At 69.1% G+C, this 15,422-nt stretch carries 15 protein-coding genes; 10 read left to right on the top strand and 5 right to left on the bottom strand.

All coding sequences use genetic code 11. From position 1 onward, the window contains the following. Positions 1-10: 10 nt before the first annotated feature. The 5 genes from gadC to PROPJV5_RS12870 all read left to right on the top strand — a co-directional run bounded on the left by gadC (position 11) and on the right by PROPJV5_RS12870 (position 5,500). Positions 11-1,558 carry a glutamate/gamma-aminobutyrate antiporter GadC gene (gene gadC / locus PROPJV5_RS06025; RefSeq protein ID WP_220474354.1) on the top strand — a complete coding sequence of 516 codons (1,548 nt, stop codon included), beginning with the start codon at positions 11-13 and terminating at the stop codon, positions 1,556-1,558. Between the two features lie 556 nt (positions 1,559-2,114). Beyond that, a complete protein-coding gene (locus PROPJV5_RS06020; protein ID WP_119715441.1) occupies positions 2,115-3,224 on the top strand; it encodes an NADH:flavin oxidoreductase/NADH oxidase in 1,110 nt (369 codons plus the stop codon). Between the two features lie 450 nt (positions 3,225-3,674). Then, positions 3,675-4,241, top strand: coding sequence for a DinB family protein (locus PROPJV5_RS06015; protein ID WP_119715440.1), 567 nt, complete (start codon positions 3,675-3,677; stop codon positions 4,239-4,241). Between the two features lie 337 nt (positions 4,242-4,578). Further along, positions 4,579-5,133, top strand: a complete 555-nt coding sequence (locus PROPJV5_RS06010) for a type IV toxin-antitoxin system AbiEi family antitoxin domain-containing protein (RefSeq protein ID WP_119715439.1) — start codon at positions 4,579-4,581, stop codon at positions 5,131-5,133. Then, positions 5,096-5,500 (top strand): endonuclease domain-containing protein, encoded by a 405-nt coding sequence (locus tag PROPJV5_RS12870; protein ID WP_147385366.1) that lies wholly within the window; start codon positions 5,096-5,098, stop codon positions 5,498-5,500. The genes PROPJV5_RS06010 and PROPJV5_RS12870 overlap by 38 nt, the downstream gene beginning before the upstream one ends. 18 nt (positions 5,501-5,518) lie before the next feature. Here PROPJV5_RS12870 and PROPJV5_RS06000 read toward each other — a convergent pair whose 3' ends face one another. After that, positions 5,519-5,959: a DUF4213 domain-containing protein gene (locus tag PROPJV5_RS06000; protein WP_182858595.1), complete on the bottom strand. Its 441-nt coding sequence runs from the start codon at positions 5,957-5,959 to the stop codon at positions 5,519-5,521. A gap of 397 nt (positions 5,960-6,356) precedes the next feature. Between PROPJV5_RS06000 and PROPJV5_RS05995 the strand changes: the two genes are divergently transcribed. From PROPJV5_RS05995 to PROPJV5_RS05975, 5 genes are all read left to right on the top strand, one after another. Further along, positions 6,357-6,713, top strand: coding sequence for a hypothetical protein (locus PROPJV5_RS05995; protein ID WP_119715436.1), 357 nt, complete (start codon positions 6,357-6,359; stop codon positions 6,711-6,713). Positions 6,714-7,148: 435 nt separating this feature from the next. Then, complete coding sequence (gene dnaK / locus PROPJV5_RS05990; protein ID WP_119715435.1) at positions 7,149-8,996, top strand: molecular chaperone DnaK; 1,848 nt, start codon at positions 7,149-7,151, stop codon at positions 8,994-8,996. A gap of 226 nt (positions 8,997-9,222) precedes the next feature. Beyond that, entirely contained in the window at positions 9,223-9,888 is a 666-nt protein-coding gene (locus PROPJV5_RS13035; RefSeq protein ID WP_119715434.1) for a nucleotide exchange factor GrpE, read from the top strand. Positions 9,889-9,960: 72 nt separating this feature from the next. Beyond that, positions 9,961-11,115, top strand: coding sequence for a molecular chaperone DnaJ (gene dnaJ, locus PROPJV5_RS05980; RefSeq protein WP_119715433.1), 1,155 nt, complete (start codon positions 9,961-9,963; stop codon positions 11,113-11,115). 4 nt (positions 11,116-11,119) lie between these two features. Further along, complete coding sequence (locus PROPJV5_RS05975) at positions 11,120-11,545, top strand: heat shock protein transcriptional repressor HspR (RefSeq protein WP_119715432.1); 426 nt, start codon at positions 11,120-11,122, stop codon at positions 11,543-11,545. Between the two features lie 154 nt (positions 11,546-11,699). Here PROPJV5_RS05975 and PROPJV5_RS05970 read toward each other — a convergent pair whose 3' ends face one another. The 4 genes from PROPJV5_RS05970 to PROPJV5_RS05955 form a co-directional block, all read right to left on the bottom strand. Then, a complete protein-coding gene (locus PROPJV5_RS05970; RefSeq protein WP_182858594.1) occupies positions 11,700-12,401 on the bottom strand; it encodes an alpha/beta hydrolase in 702 nt (233 codons plus the stop codon). Further along, positions 12,394-12,798, bottom strand: a complete 405-nt coding sequence (locus tag PROPJV5_RS05965; protein WP_220474353.1) for a winged helix-turn-helix transcriptional regulator — start codon at positions 12,796-12,798, stop codon at positions 12,394-12,396. The genes PROPJV5_RS05970 and PROPJV5_RS05965 overlap by 8 nt, the downstream gene beginning before the upstream one ends. A gap of 240 nt (positions 12,799-13,038) precedes the next feature. Beyond that, complete coding sequence (locus PROPJV5_RS05960) at positions 13,039-13,530, bottom strand: GNAT family N-acetyltransferase (protein WP_220474352.1); 492 nt, start codon at positions 13,528-13,530, stop codon at positions 13,039-13,041. Then, positions 13,518-14,999: an amino acid adenylation domain-containing protein gene (locus PROPJV5_RS05955; protein ID WP_119715430.1), complete on the bottom strand. Its 1,482-nt coding sequence runs from the start codon at positions 14,997-14,999 to the stop codon at positions 13,518-13,520. The genes PROPJV5_RS05960 and PROPJV5_RS05955 overlap by 13 nt, the downstream gene beginning before the upstream one ends. Between the last annotated feature and the right edge of the window lie 423 nt (positions 15,000-15,422).

Genomic DNA, 15,422 nt, shown 5'->3' with positions numbered 1-15,422 from the left:
GAGGATCGAGATGACAACCAACACAACCGGCGCCGCAACGGGTCGCGCACCCGCCGCGATGTCCGTCTTCAACCTGGCCATGCTCACCGTGGTGGCGGTGGCCTCACTCCGTTCGCTGCCCGCCATGGCCAGCTACGGGCTGGCCTCGGTGCTGCTCTTCGTCATTCCCGCGGTCCTGTTCCTCATCCCCACCGCCCTGGTGGCCGCCGAACTCGCCACCGGCTGGAAGGGCGGCGTGTTCATCTGGGTGCGGGAGGCCTTCGGTGAGCGCTGGGGCTTCCTGGCCATCTGGCTGCAGTGGGTGCAGAACGTCGTGTGGTACCCCACGCAGATCGCCTTCATCGCCGTGAGCCTGTCCTACGTGGTCAACCGCGGCGAGCTGGCCGGCAACGGCCTCTACGTGGCCATCGTCATCATCGTGCTCTACTGGGTGTCCACCTTCATCACCCTGGCGGGCGGCAATCTCTTCGCCAAGGTGGGGTCGTGGAGCGGCATCGTGGGCACCATCTTCCCGGCGGTGCTGCTCGTCGTCCTCGGCCTGGCCTGGCTGGCCACCGGCACACCCTCGCAGACCCCGCTGACCGCCCAGGCCGCCCTGCCGCCCTGGACCGGCCTGGCGTCCATCGTGCTCATCGTGTCGAATGTGCTCGCCTATGCCGGAATGGAGGTGAACGCGGTGCACGCCAACGAGATGGCCGACCCCGGGCGGGGCTACCCGCGCTCGGTGCTGACCTCGGCCGCCATGATCCTGGCGATCTTCATCCTGCCCACGCTGGCGATCGCCATCGCCGTTCCCCAGCGCAGCCTCGGCGTCGTCGACGGCATCAACCTGGCCTTCCAGGCCTTCTTCGACCACTGGCACATCGGTTGGGGAACGCCGGTGATGTCACTGCTCATCGCACTCGGCGCCTTCGCCTCCGTGGTCACCTGGATCGCCGGGCCGTCCAAGGGCCTGCTCGCCGCGGCCAGGACGGGCCTGTTGCCGCCGTTGCTCCAGCGGCGCAACAGGGCCGGCGTGCAGCGCTCGATCCTCGTGCTGCAGGGCCTCATCGTGACGATCCTGGCGCTGCTGTTCGTCGTGATCCCCAACGGCAACACGGCCTTCGTCACCCTCATCGACATGGCGGCCGCGCTCTACCTCATCATGTACATGCTCATGTTCGCCGCCGCCATCCGGCTGCGGACGACGCGGCCCCAGGTGAAGCGCACCTACCGCACCCCGGCGATGCGGCTGGTGGCCGGTGTCGGCTTCGTGGCCTGCGCCGCGGCCTTCGTCCTGTCGTTCATCCGCCCGGCCGGGTTCACCGGGCTCAGCACGGTGGGATACGGCCTCGTGGTGGGCGTGGTCATCGTCGTGCTCGGCGCACCGCCGCTCATCTTCTACGCGCTGCGCAAGCCGCGCTGGTGCCTCGAACCGGACCACGCCACCGGGGAGGACATCCTGGTGAACCCGCCGAAGTCGGGGCTGGGTGGCGACTCGGCAGCCGCGCGGCGGATCATCGAGACGGCGATCATGTCCCGCAAGACCACCGACACGGAGACCCCTGACGCCGCCTGAGGCGCCCCTGGCGGGGCCGGGCCCGGTCCGTCGGCCGATCATCCAGGATTCCTGGGTGCGGTCGCGGCCCGGGCCCGGCCCGTGCGCCGGCGCCCTGCCCGGCGTCTTCCGGGCGCTCCCCAACGTGGGCCCGGGCGCGGCCGGAACGGGGCACGCGGCGGAGCTGGGCAACCCGGTGGACAGGGTGGGTCCCGGGCGCGGATGGGATGGGCGTACTGGACCGTGCGCATGTGGTTCCCTGAGCCCCTGGCGGGCTGGACCAGGGGGCCGCCCACGATCTGTGAAACGCCCTGAGGCCGGTCTCGACAGGCCGCTCATGATCGGGGACCGCCCACGATCCGCGGGCGCCGCCCTGCCGCGCCGCGCCCGCGTCCTGGGCCGCGGTGCGTCCGGTCGGGGGTGATCAGACGTGAGTGTTGTCGGGCGCCGCACGGCTCGCGGGCTCCGGGCGCGTCCGCTGCCGGGGCGCGTTCACGGTCCGGGGAACAATCCCCGCGTCTTGGCCGCGACTTGGCACAATGGCGTGTGCCGAAGACATGCTGAGGAGAGGAAACCCATGGCCCCTGATCGTCCACTCCTGTTCGAACCACTCACGCTCCGCGGACTCACCGTGCGGAACCGCGCCTGGGTGCCGCCGATGTGTCAGTACTCGGTGGAGACCCGTGACGGCGTGCCGAACACCTACCACCTCGTCCACTACGGCTCGCTGGCGATCGGCGGCTTCGGCCTCATCATCGCCGAGGCCAGCGGCGTGCAGCCCGTCGGCCGCATCACGCCCTTCGACCTCGGTCTGTGGGACGACGCCCAGGTGCCCGCCTGGGCTCGCATCGCGGACTTCGTCCACGCGCACGGCGCCGCGCTCGGCGCACAGCTCGGCCACGCCGGTTTCAAGGCCAGTACGAACCAGTGGTGGCCCGGCGTCCTCGAGGGCGTCGTGCCCGCGACGCAGGGCGGCTGGGAACCGGTCGGCCCCCAGGACGACACCCTGACCGCCCTGGACGGCTCCACCGTGCCCGTCCACGGGCTGGATGAGGACGGTATCGTCCAGGTGATCGCCGACTTCGCCGACGCCGCCCGCCGCGCCGACGCCGCCGGCCTGGACACCGTCGAGATCCACGGCGCTCACGGCTACCTGCTGCACGAGTTCTACTCGCCGCTCACGAATCACCGCACCGACCGCTGGGGCGGCGACGCCGAGGGCCGCAGCCGCCTGATCCTCGAGGTGGCCCGCGCCGTCCGCGAGGCCTTCCCCGCCGACAAGCCGGTTCTCATCCGGCTGACGTGCAGCGACTGGCACCCCGAGGGCTTCGCCCCAGAGGACTCGGTGGAACTCGCCAAACGCCTCAAGCAGATCGGCGTCGACGCGATCGACGCCTCCTCGGGCGGGCTCCCGGGCGCCGACATCACGGTGGGTCCCGGCTACCAGGTGCCGTTCGCTGAGAGGATCCGCCGCGAGGCCGACCTGCCCACCGTCGCCGTCGGTCTCATCGACGACCCGGCCCAGGCCGAGCAGATCCTCGCCGAGGGCCGCGCCGACGCCATCGATCTCGGACGGGCCGCGCTGCGCGACACCAACTGGCCGCTGCGCGCGGCCCACGAACTGGGCCTGCCCAACGACCAGGCCCCCTGGGCCCCGCAGCGCTTCCGCGGCGCCTGGCGCCACTGACACCGCCCTGGGCATCCCGCCCGACCTTCGGCCTCCAACAGTGTTCAGTCCACAGCCCCGACCGCGTTCGTCCTGCGGTTCTCGTGGAATGACGCACGAGAACCGCAGGGTGGGGCCGGGGTGCGTGACGCGGCTGCCGCCGGTGCGGAGCCTGTCCGAGGTTCGTCCTGCGGTCGTCGTGAAAAGACGCACGAGAACCGCAGGGTGGGGCCGGGGTGCGGGACGCGGCTGCCGCCGGTGTGGAGCCAGTCCCAGGTTTCGGTCTGCGGTCGTCGTGAAATGACGCACGAAAAACGCAGGGCCAGACCGCAGTTGCTGCTCAGTCCCACAAGAGGGCCGAGCGCTCGTCCGCCGTCCTGGCGCCAGCGGCGATGATCGGCCTGCGTTTCTGGGGTGTCCTGCCACGGGAAGCGCAAGGCCAGTCGCCTCTCAACATGCCATCATGCGGTCATGGCTGATCTTGACGTCACTGCGGAACTCACCACCCAGGCCGACATGAACATGCGCCAGTTGCGTGCCCGGCTGTACGGTCTCACCGACGAGGAATATCTGTGGGAGCCCGTCGAGGGCAGTTGGAATCTGCGTCGGACATCGGAGTCGGCCTTCTCGCCCGGTACTGGTGAGTGGACGATCGACCTTGTGTTCCCAGCGCCGGATCCCGCCCCGGTGACGACGATCGCGTGGCGCCTCAACCACATCCTCGTCAGCGTCCTCGGGGTGAGGATCGCGAGTCACTTCGGGGGCTCGCCCATCGACTACGCGCACTTCGAGTTTCCGGGGCACGCCCGTGAGGCCCTGGCCCTGCTCGACGACTTCTACGCCCAGTGGATCGCCGGTGTGCGGTCCTGGAGCACCGAGGACCTCGCTCTTCCGGTCGGCGACGCCGAGCCCTTCCTGCACCCGCGCGTGAGCCGCGCCTCCCTCGTCCTGCACATCAACCGGGAGCTCATCCATCACGGCGCGGAGATCGCCCTGCTGCGCGACCTGTACCTTCACCGGTTCGCCCCGCAACCCTGACCGCGTTCGTCCTGCGGTCGTCGTGGAATGACGCACGAGAACCGCAGGGTGAGGCGGGGTGCGGGACAGGGCCGCTGCTAGTGCAAAGTCATCCCAGGTTTCGTCCTGCGGTTCTCGTGGAATGACGCACGAGAACCGCAGGGTGAGGTGGGGTGCGGGACGCGGCTGCCGCCGGTGCGGAGCCTGTCCGAGGTTCGTCCCGCGAGCTTCGCGATAATCGTCCTGCGGTCGTCGTGGAATGACACACGAGAACCGCAGAGTGAGAGCGCGGTGCGACCGCTGTACACAGGGCGGTGCCGCCTGATCGGGCGGGATCCGTCCTGGACACAGTACGTGCATGCGACGCCACGCCACCCCACCAGCCCGCCTCATCTCCCTCGCCAACGCACAGGGCGGGTGCCTCACCCGCCGGCAGTGCCTCGCCGCCGGGCTCAGCGCCGAGCAGACGCGAGGCCTGGCGCGCGGCTGGGTGACCCTCGCCCGCGGCGTCTACTGCATCAAGGAGCCCACGTGGCGGTCCCGGGTCTGGGCCGGAGTGCTGTGCTGCCGCGGCGACGCGGTGATCGGCGGGGCCGCCGCCCTCTACCTGGACGGCGCGCTCAGCGACGAGCCGGCGTCGATCCTCATCTGGCGCACCCACACGGCCAGGCGGGCGCACTGCCCGGGGGTCGTCTTCCGTGAGGGATCGCGTCCCGCTCATGGACACCCGGTGCGCACCTACCCGGAGGACAGCATCCTCGATCTGGCCCGCGGCGCCTCGCAGGGGGGAGGTCATCGACGTCCTGGGACAGGTCATGCGGTCGAGGGCGACGACCCGCGAGCGGCTTCTCGAGGCAATGGACCGCAGGGCAAGGGTGAGTCATCGACGGCTCATCACCGAGTTGTGCACTGACCTGGTGGGGGTCGACAGCCCGCTGGAGCTCCGCTTCGCGAAGGACGTGGTGGAGGCCCACCAGCTCGTGCGCCCGCTGCGGCAGGTCCCGTTCTTCTTCGCGCGGCTCGACTGCTACTGGCCGTGGTTCGGGCTCGCAGTCGAACTGGACGGTGAGCGCTATCACAAGGACCGCCGGTTCCGTGACATGGAACGCGACAACTTCAGTGCAGCGGAGCTGGGCATCGAGACGCTCCGCTATGGCTGGGCCGATGTGGTTGGGCGACCCTGTGACGTCGCGGCGCAGATCGCCGCGGTGCTGCATCGCAAGGGCTGGTCGGGCCGGCTCGCCCGCTGCCCCCGCTGCCGTACCGCCTCGGCGGCATAGCCCCGCGTTTCTTGTGCGTCATTTCACGAAGACCGCAGGACGAAGCCTGGGGCAGGGCGAGGCGAACCGCCGGGCGACCGGGAAGTGCCCGACGACCGCACTCGGTTTGGCTCCCAGGTGCGGCGCGAGCCGGGCCGCCCAGTCCGCCTGCTCGTCCCAGACCAGCCCCGCCAGACCCTCCAGGCGCGCCGGCTGGGCATACCAGGCGTTGAGCGCGGCCACGCCCAGGCTCGCCAGCCGCAGGTCCCAGCTCGTCACGAGCGCGGCCACCTCGCGCAGCTCGGCGCCCACGATCACCGGCTCGGGGAGCCGGGGCCCACCGCGGCAGGTCATGGCGACACCCATCGTGCCGTCATCGGTGCCGACCACGGTCCAGCGGTTCACCAGCGCCCGCGTCACCGTGATACCGGCGGGCACCCCGTCTACGAGACGTTCGTACAGGTGCCAGGGATCCGTCATGGCATTCCTCCATCCCGGGTGCGCCACGCACGGCCGTGATGCCTTCGTGCTCGACATCGTGCCACGCCTCGGCGCCGACGACAGCTGCGCGGCGTTCCGCGGTCGGACGGGGCGTCGTTGTGCGCCAGGCCCCTCATCCGACCGGGGCGCGGCCGGCGCCGGCTGAGCAGCTGCCTCCGGCCGCCCCGCGCCCCGCGGGGGTGCGGTCCACCAGCAGGCCATGACCGGGTCCCAGTGGAGGGCCGCCCCGTGCCCCGCTGGGGCGCGGTCCACCAGCAGGCCATGACCGGGTCGCAGTGGAGGGCCGCCCGGCGCCCCGCGGGGGTGGCACTGTCGCGAACCGTGGGCGCCCCTTCGGCGCGATGATGGTGCTGATATCCGGACGAAGGAGCCGACGATGACCATTCCCGTTCCCGACGAGGCCCTGTTGGCCGTCCTCGACCGGTTCGGCTCGGCCGTCATGGTGACGCCCCGGCCCGACGGCTGGTCGCGGGTGCTCACCGTCGACGCCCGCGCCGAGGGCACGGCCGGCGGCGTCGAGGTCGTCATCGTCGCGCCCCACCCGGCCGGTCTGCGCCGCGTCGCCGGGAACCCCCTCGTCACCCTCGTGTGGCCGTCGCCGGCGCGCCACGGCCACAGCCTCGTCCTCGACGGGTGGGGCCGTGTCGACGGGGAGGACATCCGCGTCCGACCCGATCACGCCGTCCTGCATCGTCCCGGCACGCACTCCGACGGGCCCGACTGGATCTGGTGACCCGTCACACCGCGGCAGCCGACGGCACCGGGGGAGTCCGGGATGGACGCGGCGCCTGCGGCGGCCGCACGATCCGCGCGGCGCGCCAGGAGCGACTGCCTGGCCACGGCCACTGCCCCCGGGCGATGTTGCGATCCGCGCGACGCGCCCGGGGCGACTGCACGGTTGCGCCGCCGATCCGGAATAATCACCGTCATGAAACGGTTGAGCCATGTGGACTCAACGTGACGGGTTGAGTGCGCTACACTCAACGGTGTGCCGCTCGGCGGGCGTTGGACGCACCGCAGGAGCGAACAAGGCTTGCGGGCCGGATACGAACAGTAGCCCGGCGTAGCCGGCCCGAACAATTCAACACTCGCCCGGGTCGCACCAGGTGCGGTCCGGGAGGCATGGAAGCAGGGCGGTGAAGGCCGTCCCACTAGTGGAGGAACAACAATGGCTCGTGCAGTAGGTATCGACCTCGGCACCACCAACTCGGTCATCGCCGTTCTGGAGGGCGGCGAGCCCACCGTCATCCAGAACGCGGAGGGCTCCCGCACGACCCCGTCGGTCGTCGCCTTCTCGAAGAACGCCGAGGTGCTGGTCGGTGACGTCGCCAAGCGTCAGGCCGTCACAAATCCCGAGCGCACCATCCGCTCGGTCAAGCGTCACATGGGCACCAACTGGACCACCCAGATCGACGGCAAGGACTACCGCCCCCAGCAGGTCAGCGCCTACGTGCTGCAGAAGCTGAAGCGCGACGCCGAGGCCTACCTGGGCGAGGACGTCACGAACGCCGTCATCACCGTCCCGGCCTACTTCGGCGACGCCGAGCGCCAGGCCACCAAGGAGGCCGGTGAGATCGCGGGTCTCGTCGTCGACCGCATCATCAACGAGCCCACCGCCGCGGCCCTGGCCTACGGCCTCGACAAGGCCGACCAGGAGCAGACGGTTCTCGTCTTCGACCTGGGCGGCGGCACCTTCGACGTCTCGCTGCTCGACATCTCCGACGGCGTCTTCGAGGTGAAGGCCACCAAGGGCGACGCCCGGCTGGGCGGCGACGACTGGGACCAGCGCATCGTCGACTGGCTCGTCGAGCAGTTCAAGAACAAGAACGGCGTCGACCTGGCCAACGACAAGATGGCCAAGCAGCGTCTGCAGGAGGCCGCCGAGAAGGCCAAGATCGAACTGTCGCAGGCCACGAGCACCAACATCAACATCCCGTACATCACGGCCAACCAGTCCGGACCGCTGCACCTGGAGGAGACGCTCACCCGCGCCGAGTTCCAGCGTCTGACGCAGGACCTGCTGGACCGCTGCCGTGAGCCCTTCCGCTCCGTGCTCAAGGACGGCAAGACGAGCGTCGGCGACATCGACCAGATCATCCTGGTCGGCGGTTCCACCCGCATGCCGGCCGTGCGCGACCTGGTCAAGGAGCTGTCCGGCGGCAAGGACCCGAACCAGTCGGTCAACCCCGACGAGGTCGTCGCGCTGGGCGCCAGCCTGCAGGCCGGCGTGCTCAAGGGCGAGGTCAAGGACGTGCTGCTGCTCGACGTCACCCCGCTGAGCCTGGGCATCGAGACCCGCGGCGGCGTGATGACCCGCATGATCGAGCGCAATACGACGATCCCGACCAAGCGTTCGGAGATCTTCACCACGGCCGAGGACAACCAGCCGTCGGTGATGATCCAGGTCTACCAGGGCGAGCGCGAGTTCGCCCGCGACAACAAGTCGCTCGGCAACTTCGAGCTCACCGGCCTGATGCCCGCCCCGCGCGGCATGCCGCAGATCGAGGTGACCTTCGACATCGACGCCAACGGCATCGTGCACGTCTACGCCAAGGACACCGCGACGGGCAAGGAGCAGTCGATGACCGTCACCGGCGGCTCGGCCCTGAGCAAGGACGAGATCGACCGCATGGTCAAGGACGCCGAGGCAAACGAGGCCGCCGACAAGAAGCGTCGCGAGGCCGTCGAGATGCGCAACGAGGCCGACTCCCTGGTCTTCCGCACCGAGAAACTGCTGGCCGACAACGCCGAGCAGATCTCCGACGACGTCAAGGCGCCGGTCACCGAGGCCGTCGAGAAGCTGAAGGAGGCCCTCAAGGGCACCGACAACGACGACGAGGTCCGGGCCGCCATGGACGACCTGAACCAGAAGGCCTCGGCCATGGGCCAGGCCATGTACCAGGCCGCCCAGGCCGCTGCCGCCTCGGCCCCCGCCGGCGACAGCGGCTCGAGCGAGGGCGACGGCGGCGACGATGGGGATGTCGTCGACGCCGAGATCGTCGACGACGACAAGTGACCGTCGAGCGTCGCCGAGCGGCGTTCCAGACCTGCTGAGAGCGCGGCTCCAGCGGGATCACGGCGGGAGGCCGTCCAGTCACCCGGACGGCCTCCCGGCCGTCATCCCCCGCCCGCCCAGCAGTGCCGAACAGAACTGAACTAGTACCCACTGGCCGTGCGGGTCGCCCCGCACGGCCGCAGCGCACCGGACGATCACCCGGTGCCAGCGCATGAGGAGCGAGCACATGACCCAGACCCCGGACCCGGGCGCCGAGCAGAACGAGCCCGCCGAGGGCATCGGCGAGGAGTTCGCCGGTCTCACCCCTGAGGAGTTCCTCGCGAGGACCGCGGACAACACGGCCGCCGAGCCGGCCGCAGCGGAGCCAGCGGCCGAGGGGGAGGAGGAGTCCGCCGATCCGCTCACGGCCGCCCGCACCGAACTCGCCGAGCGCACCGAGGACCTCAAACGCCTGCAGGCCGAGTACGTCAACTACCGCAAGCGCGTCGAACGCGACCGCGACGTCGCCCGCACCCAGGGCGTCGAGTCGATCGTCCGGGACCTCATGCCGGTGCTCGACGCCATCGTCCAGGCCGAGGCCCACGGCGAGCTGACCGGCGGTTTCCGGCTCGTCGCCGACGAACTCGCCAAGGTCACGTCCCGGCACGGGCTGGTCGCCTTCGGCGAGCCCGGTGAGGAGTTCGACCCGCGCCGTCACGAGGCCCTCATGCAGGTGCCCGTGCCGGGCAGTGATGAGATGTCCATCCACGAGGTCATGCAACGCGGCTTCGAGCTGGCCGGCACCATCGTGCGTCCGGCGCGCGTCGTCGTCGCCGTTCCCGCGGGCGGGGAGGACGACACGGCCGCTGAGGGCGAACAGTCGCAGGACGGTGACGAACCGGAGGGCGCCTAGGGACGCAGACGATCCGTCGGGGAGAACCGGGATGACGTTCGCAATGGCACGGCACGGTGAGGAGGCGCCACGATGAGCACGAAGGACTGGCTCGAGAAGGATTACTACAAGGTCCTGGGCGTCTCCAAGAACGCCAAGCCCGAGCAGATCAAGAAGGCGTTCCGCAGGATCGCCCGCGAGAACCATCCCGATCAGCATCCGGGTGACAAGAAGGCCGAGGAACGCTTCAAGGAGGCCTCCGAGGCCCATGACGTGCTGTCCGATCCGGCCAAGCGCAAGGAGTACGACGAACTGCGCGCCGGCGGCGGCTTCCACTTCTCCCGCCCGGGCGGGGCCGGCGGCGGCAACGTCAACGACGTCTTCAGGAACATGACCGGCACCATGGGCGACAGCGGACTCGGCGACCTGTTCGGCGGCCTGTTCAACACGGGGGCAACCCGCCGCACGAACGTCCGCCACGCCCGTCGCGGCGCCGATGTCGAGGGCGAGGTATCGATCTCCTTCGGGGAGTCCGTCAAGGGCACCACGGTCGGCATGCAGATGGTTTCCGACGAGGCCTGCCCGACCTGCCGGGGAACCGGCGCCAAGACGGGCACCGTCCCGCGCGTCTGCCCCAACTGCCAGGGCTCGGGCGTGCAGACCGGCAGCGCCCAGGGCGTCTTCGGGCTCACCGAGCCCTGCCCGACGTGCAGCGGGCGCGGCATGATCGTCGACGACCCGTGCACGAACTGTCACGGTTCGGGGCGGGCCAAGAGCCAGCGCACCATGCAGGTGCGCATTCCCGCTGGCGTCACCGACGGCCAGCGCATCCGCGTCAAGGGCAAGGGCAGCAAGGGCGAGAACGGAGGAGCGCCCGGCGACCTGTACGTCCTGGTGCATGTCGCCGAGCACCCGCTGTTCGGCCGCAGCGGGGACAATCTCACCGTCACCGTCCCGGTCACCTACGCCGAGGCGGCGCTCGGCGCCGAGATCGAGGTGCCCACCCTGGAGGGCGGCCAGGTGCGGCTGCGTGTCCCCGCCGGCACCCCGAACGGGCGCACCTTCCGCGTCCGCGGCAAGGGCATCAGCAAGGCCCGGGGAGGTTACGGCGACCTGCTCGTGAGCGTCGAGGTGCAGGTGCCGCCGCACCTGTCGGACGCGGCCCGCGCCGCACTGGAGGACTACGCACGGGCGGTCAACGAGCCGGACCCGAGGGCCGGCCTGGCCGCGAAGGCAGCGATGAGGTGACGCAATGTTCGAGGACAGACTGCCCCAGGTCATCGACCCGGACGCCCCGATCTTCACCGTCTCGGTGGCGGCCTCACTGGCCGGCATGCACCCGCAGACCCTGCGCGGCTACGACCGCATGGGTCTCGTCGTGCCCAGACGCGCGAAGGGGCGGGGCAGGCGCTACTCGCCGCGGGACATCTCCCGGCTGCGGCTGATCCAGCAGCTGTCGCAGGAGGAGGGCATCAACCTCAACGGCATCCGGCGCATCATCGACATGCAGGACGAGCTCGACCAGATGCAGCGCAAACTCGACCAGATGGCCGAACTCATGGCGCGGATGACCGAGGTGCAGGAGGAGGCCCAGCGGGTCTTCCTGGCCGGCCCGGGCGGCGAGGTCGACTACAGCCGGTACCGCAGACCCCCCAGGCCACGCGCCATCGAGATGTGAGGGCACGCCCGGCCGCACCGGCCGATCCGGGCCGCAGAAAGCAGCCGGTCCTGTTGTTCCCGCGGCGCGCCCGGCCCGCACGGACCGGGCTGGTGCAGGCGGCGGACCGGGCGCGTTCCGGGGCCGATTCGGCGCACGCACCCGCTGAGCGGCGTCAGTGGTCCAGCACCCAGGCGATGGCTTTCGCCAGGCGCTCGACGCCCTGCCTGAAATGATCCCCCGGGTTCAGCTCGAATGTCGTCCTGACGCCCTGCCCGCGGTACCACTCGGCAAGCCGTTCCGTATTGGTTCGGACGGGCTGCAGGATCGGGTACGGGCTGTTCTCCTCGGTGTCGCCGAGCGAGAAGTACACGCAGTCGGGCTTTTTCACGGGTTCGTGCGTCGTCGCGAAGTCGATGAATCCCGGGTACCAGAACGAGCCGGAGGCACTCGCGACCCGGTCGAAGACGTCTGTCCGGTACAGGGCGTAGACGGCGAAGAGCCCGGCGAGCGAATACCCCGACAGGGCGATGAAGGACGGCTCGGAGGGCAATCCTGCCCCGACCTCGGGGAGGATCTCCTGGGTGAGCGTGGCGAGGTGGTGATCCGCGAGCCCGGCGCACGGGGAATCATCGGCCGAGATCGGCGGGATCGGCCATGGCGTCATGTCGTCGTCCCAGTTCAGATCCCCGATGGCGGCCAGGGAGAAGGGGGAATCGGTCAGCTCGCGCACGGCATCGTGCACGAGAGGGCCCTCGCCCCTGACCGTGTGGAGCAGGACGAGGGGCGCGTCCTGCCCGGTGGCCGGGAAGACCGTCACGTCCTTTCCGCCGACGCGCATGGCACGTCGCCCCGGCTGGTTGTCGTGTTCACTCATCGGGCGCGTCCTTGTAGAGTTCCTGCTCGTGCCGGAAGCCCCAGTTCGTGATGGCGTAGAAAACCGGGAGAAGGTCCTTCCCCATGTCGGTGAAGGAGTACTCGACGTGCGGAGGGATCTCATTGAACTGTTCGCGTTTGATGAGTCCGTCCTCTTCCAGTTCGCGCAGACTCCTGGTGAGCATGGTGTTCGTGATGCCCGGCAGGTCCCTCTTGAGCTGGCCGAAGCGGACACTGTCGTAGATGCACATCTCGTACAGCAGCTGAGCCTTCCACTTGCCCTGCACCATGAGCAGGAAGGGCGTCACCGGGCAGTTCCCGCTCTCGGTCAGCACACCCTCCTTGACCCGGGTGAGATATTCCTCGTACGACATGTAGTCACCGGTGCTGTCAGCCATTGTGCTCCTCGGTTCCCCGCACCGCGCGGCGGGGAGGGATCGTCAGGGCGCTGCCGCTTCCCGCATCATACGCGACGCGCCGGGGCCGGAACCCCGGCTCGGGCGTCGAACGCCGGGAAGGCGCCCGGCAGAATCGGCACGGCCGGTACCGGCAATCGGAACGGGGCGGGGCATTCGCCGCGGGCCGAGCGGCTGCTGGGCGGCCGAGGCCCGTGGCTGGGAACCGGCATGGGTGCCGGGTCAGGCCGGGGTCGCGGTCGGCAGCGCCATGTAGTCCGCCATGTCGTGGAAGCCGAGCGAGTGGTAAAGCGCCCGGCCGTCGGCTGAACTCTCCAAGTAGATTTTCCCGGCACCCGCGGCTCGTGCCTTCTCGATCAGCCACTCACAGATCCGGCGGGCGAACCCACTGCCCCGGAACTCCGCTCTGGTGTAGATGTTCATGAGATAGGCGCACAGCCCGCTCCTGTTGTCGGGGGAGGGCAGTTCTCTTTGGAAGCAGACGCCGCCGCAACCGACGACATCATTGCCCAGATACGCGACGCAGGCGAGGTGCCTCCCGGCGGGGAGTTCCCGGAGATAATATTCCCGGTTCTGCTCGGCCAGGTCCTCCCATTCCCGCTCAGACATGCCCCTCTTCTCCTGCTCGAACACGTGGGAGAGCACCTCCATCCTCAGCGCGACGAGCAGGGTGATGTCCGAGGGGGTCATCTGCGTGATCGTCAGCTCGGGCACGGGGCCGTCCTGCGCGGTGTGGCGGGAAGAGCGTCCACATCCACCTTGCCGTTGGGGGTCAGCGGGAGCGAGTCCAGGTTGACGATGAACTCGGGAATCATGAAGTCGGTCAGGTAGTCGCTCAGATAGGTCCTGATCTCGTCCGTCGTCGTCTCCTCCCGCTCCGGCACGACGTAGGCGACCATGTACGACAGTTCCCGGTCGTCCGTTCTCGGGCTGACGTGGGCCTGCCGCACGAGTCCGGACTGCATGAGGACGTTCTCCACCTCGCTGACCTCGACCCGCTTGCCGAGGATCATGATCTGGGTGTCCTTGCGGTGCAGGAAGGCGATGTTGCCGTCCGGGAGCACGTAGCCGAGGTCCCCGCTGCGGTACATCCGCCGGCCGTCCGCCAGGGTGACGAAGGCCTCGTTCTCCTTCTCGCGGTCGCCGACGTAGCCGTTCGAGACGCCACCGCCCAGGATGCACAGTTCTCCGGGGCGGCCGTCGGGCACGATGTTTCCGGCCTCGTCCATGACCACGACGTCGACGCCCAGGATGGGTTTGCCGACGGGGTAGGTGCCGTCCGGCAGGGCCTTCCCGGTCGAGCAGTTGTAGTAGGAGGCGCACACGGTCGTCTCGGTGGGGCCGTAGGTGTTGTACACCGGGATCCTGTCCACGAGATTCGTCACATAGGCCTCCCGGATCACGTCGCCGCCGCTGATCAGCAGCCGCAGACTCGGCGGGATCGCCGGGAGCTCATTCATTTCCTGCAGCAGATACGGGAAGCCGGTGAGCATGGTCACGTGGTTCTTCTCGATGAAACCCATCAGCGAGCCGATGTCGTTGCGCTCCGCGACGCTCGGGATCGCGAGTGCGGCTCCGGACAGCAGCGCGCCGAACACTTCCTCGACGAATATGTCGAAGGAGCACACCGAGTGCTGCAGCATGATGTCGGAATCGGTCGGGTGGAACTCGTTCTGGAAGGCCCGCACGTAGTGGCTGACATTCGCATCAGTGACGGCGATTCCTTTTGGTCTGCCGGTCGTCCCCGATGTGTACAGAATGTAGGCCAGTTGGTCCTGGTTGCCTGTCGTCGTCGCGTAGCCGGCATCGGTGGCCACCGGTAGGCCGCGGTCGACGATCAGGAGATCAAAGCCGTTGAGCAGTTCCTCGTGATGCGAGTTCGTGATGACGACCTGGGCCCCGGAGTCGCGCATCATGAACCGGATGCGTTCGGTCGGGAGGAATGGTTCTGCCGGCACATATGCCGCACCCTTCTTCAGTACGGCGAGTATGGCGGCGATCATTTCAACGGAATGATCCATGACGATCCCGACACGATCGCAGTCGGTCGGCAGGCGTGCCGCAATGGTATCGGCGAGTGCTGCGAGATCTTCCCTGGAAAGAGTGCGTTCGGCGTCGAAAACCGACTTCGCGGAGGGGGATTCCTTCGTTTTCTGTGTTATGGTCCGGATGATCGTATTCATTGTTGGAGTACGCATAATATGTTTTCACTCGGAACGGGGTGTACGTAATTTATATCACGGTGTGATAGTGGATCAAGTACCCAGAATTACCGTACTTAGTACGCTCGGCGATACCAAGGTGAGCGGCTTTTCCGGGGGTGAGACCCCTGTGCCGCCACGCGGTGATTTCGCCCAGGGCGCAGAGCCTCACCCCGGGTGGCCTGTGCCGATTGCCCCGGGTGCGGGGGCTCCCCGGGTGTGGTGCGTCCGTGGTCGCCGGGGCCGGGCGGTCACCCGACTCGCCCGGCGCTCCGATCTGGGAGCCGGGCGGCTGCGTGCCGCGTGATCCGATGCCGTGACCATCGTCCCCGCCCGTGCGGATCGCGCTCCTGTACGCCGTGCTCGCAGAGGGCGGGCGCGGTGGCGCTGTTGACCCGTCTGGGT

It is taken from the genome of Propionibacterium ruminifibrarum (genome assembly GCF_900289195.1).
In the GTDB taxonomy this organism is placed as follows: Bacteria; Actinomycetota; Actinomycetes; order Propionibacteriales; family Propionibacteriaceae; genus Propionibacterium; species Propionibacterium ruminifibrarum.
The sequence above is the reverse complement of the archived record's forward strand: the minus strand, read 5'-3'. Positions and strand labels throughout refer to the sequence as shown.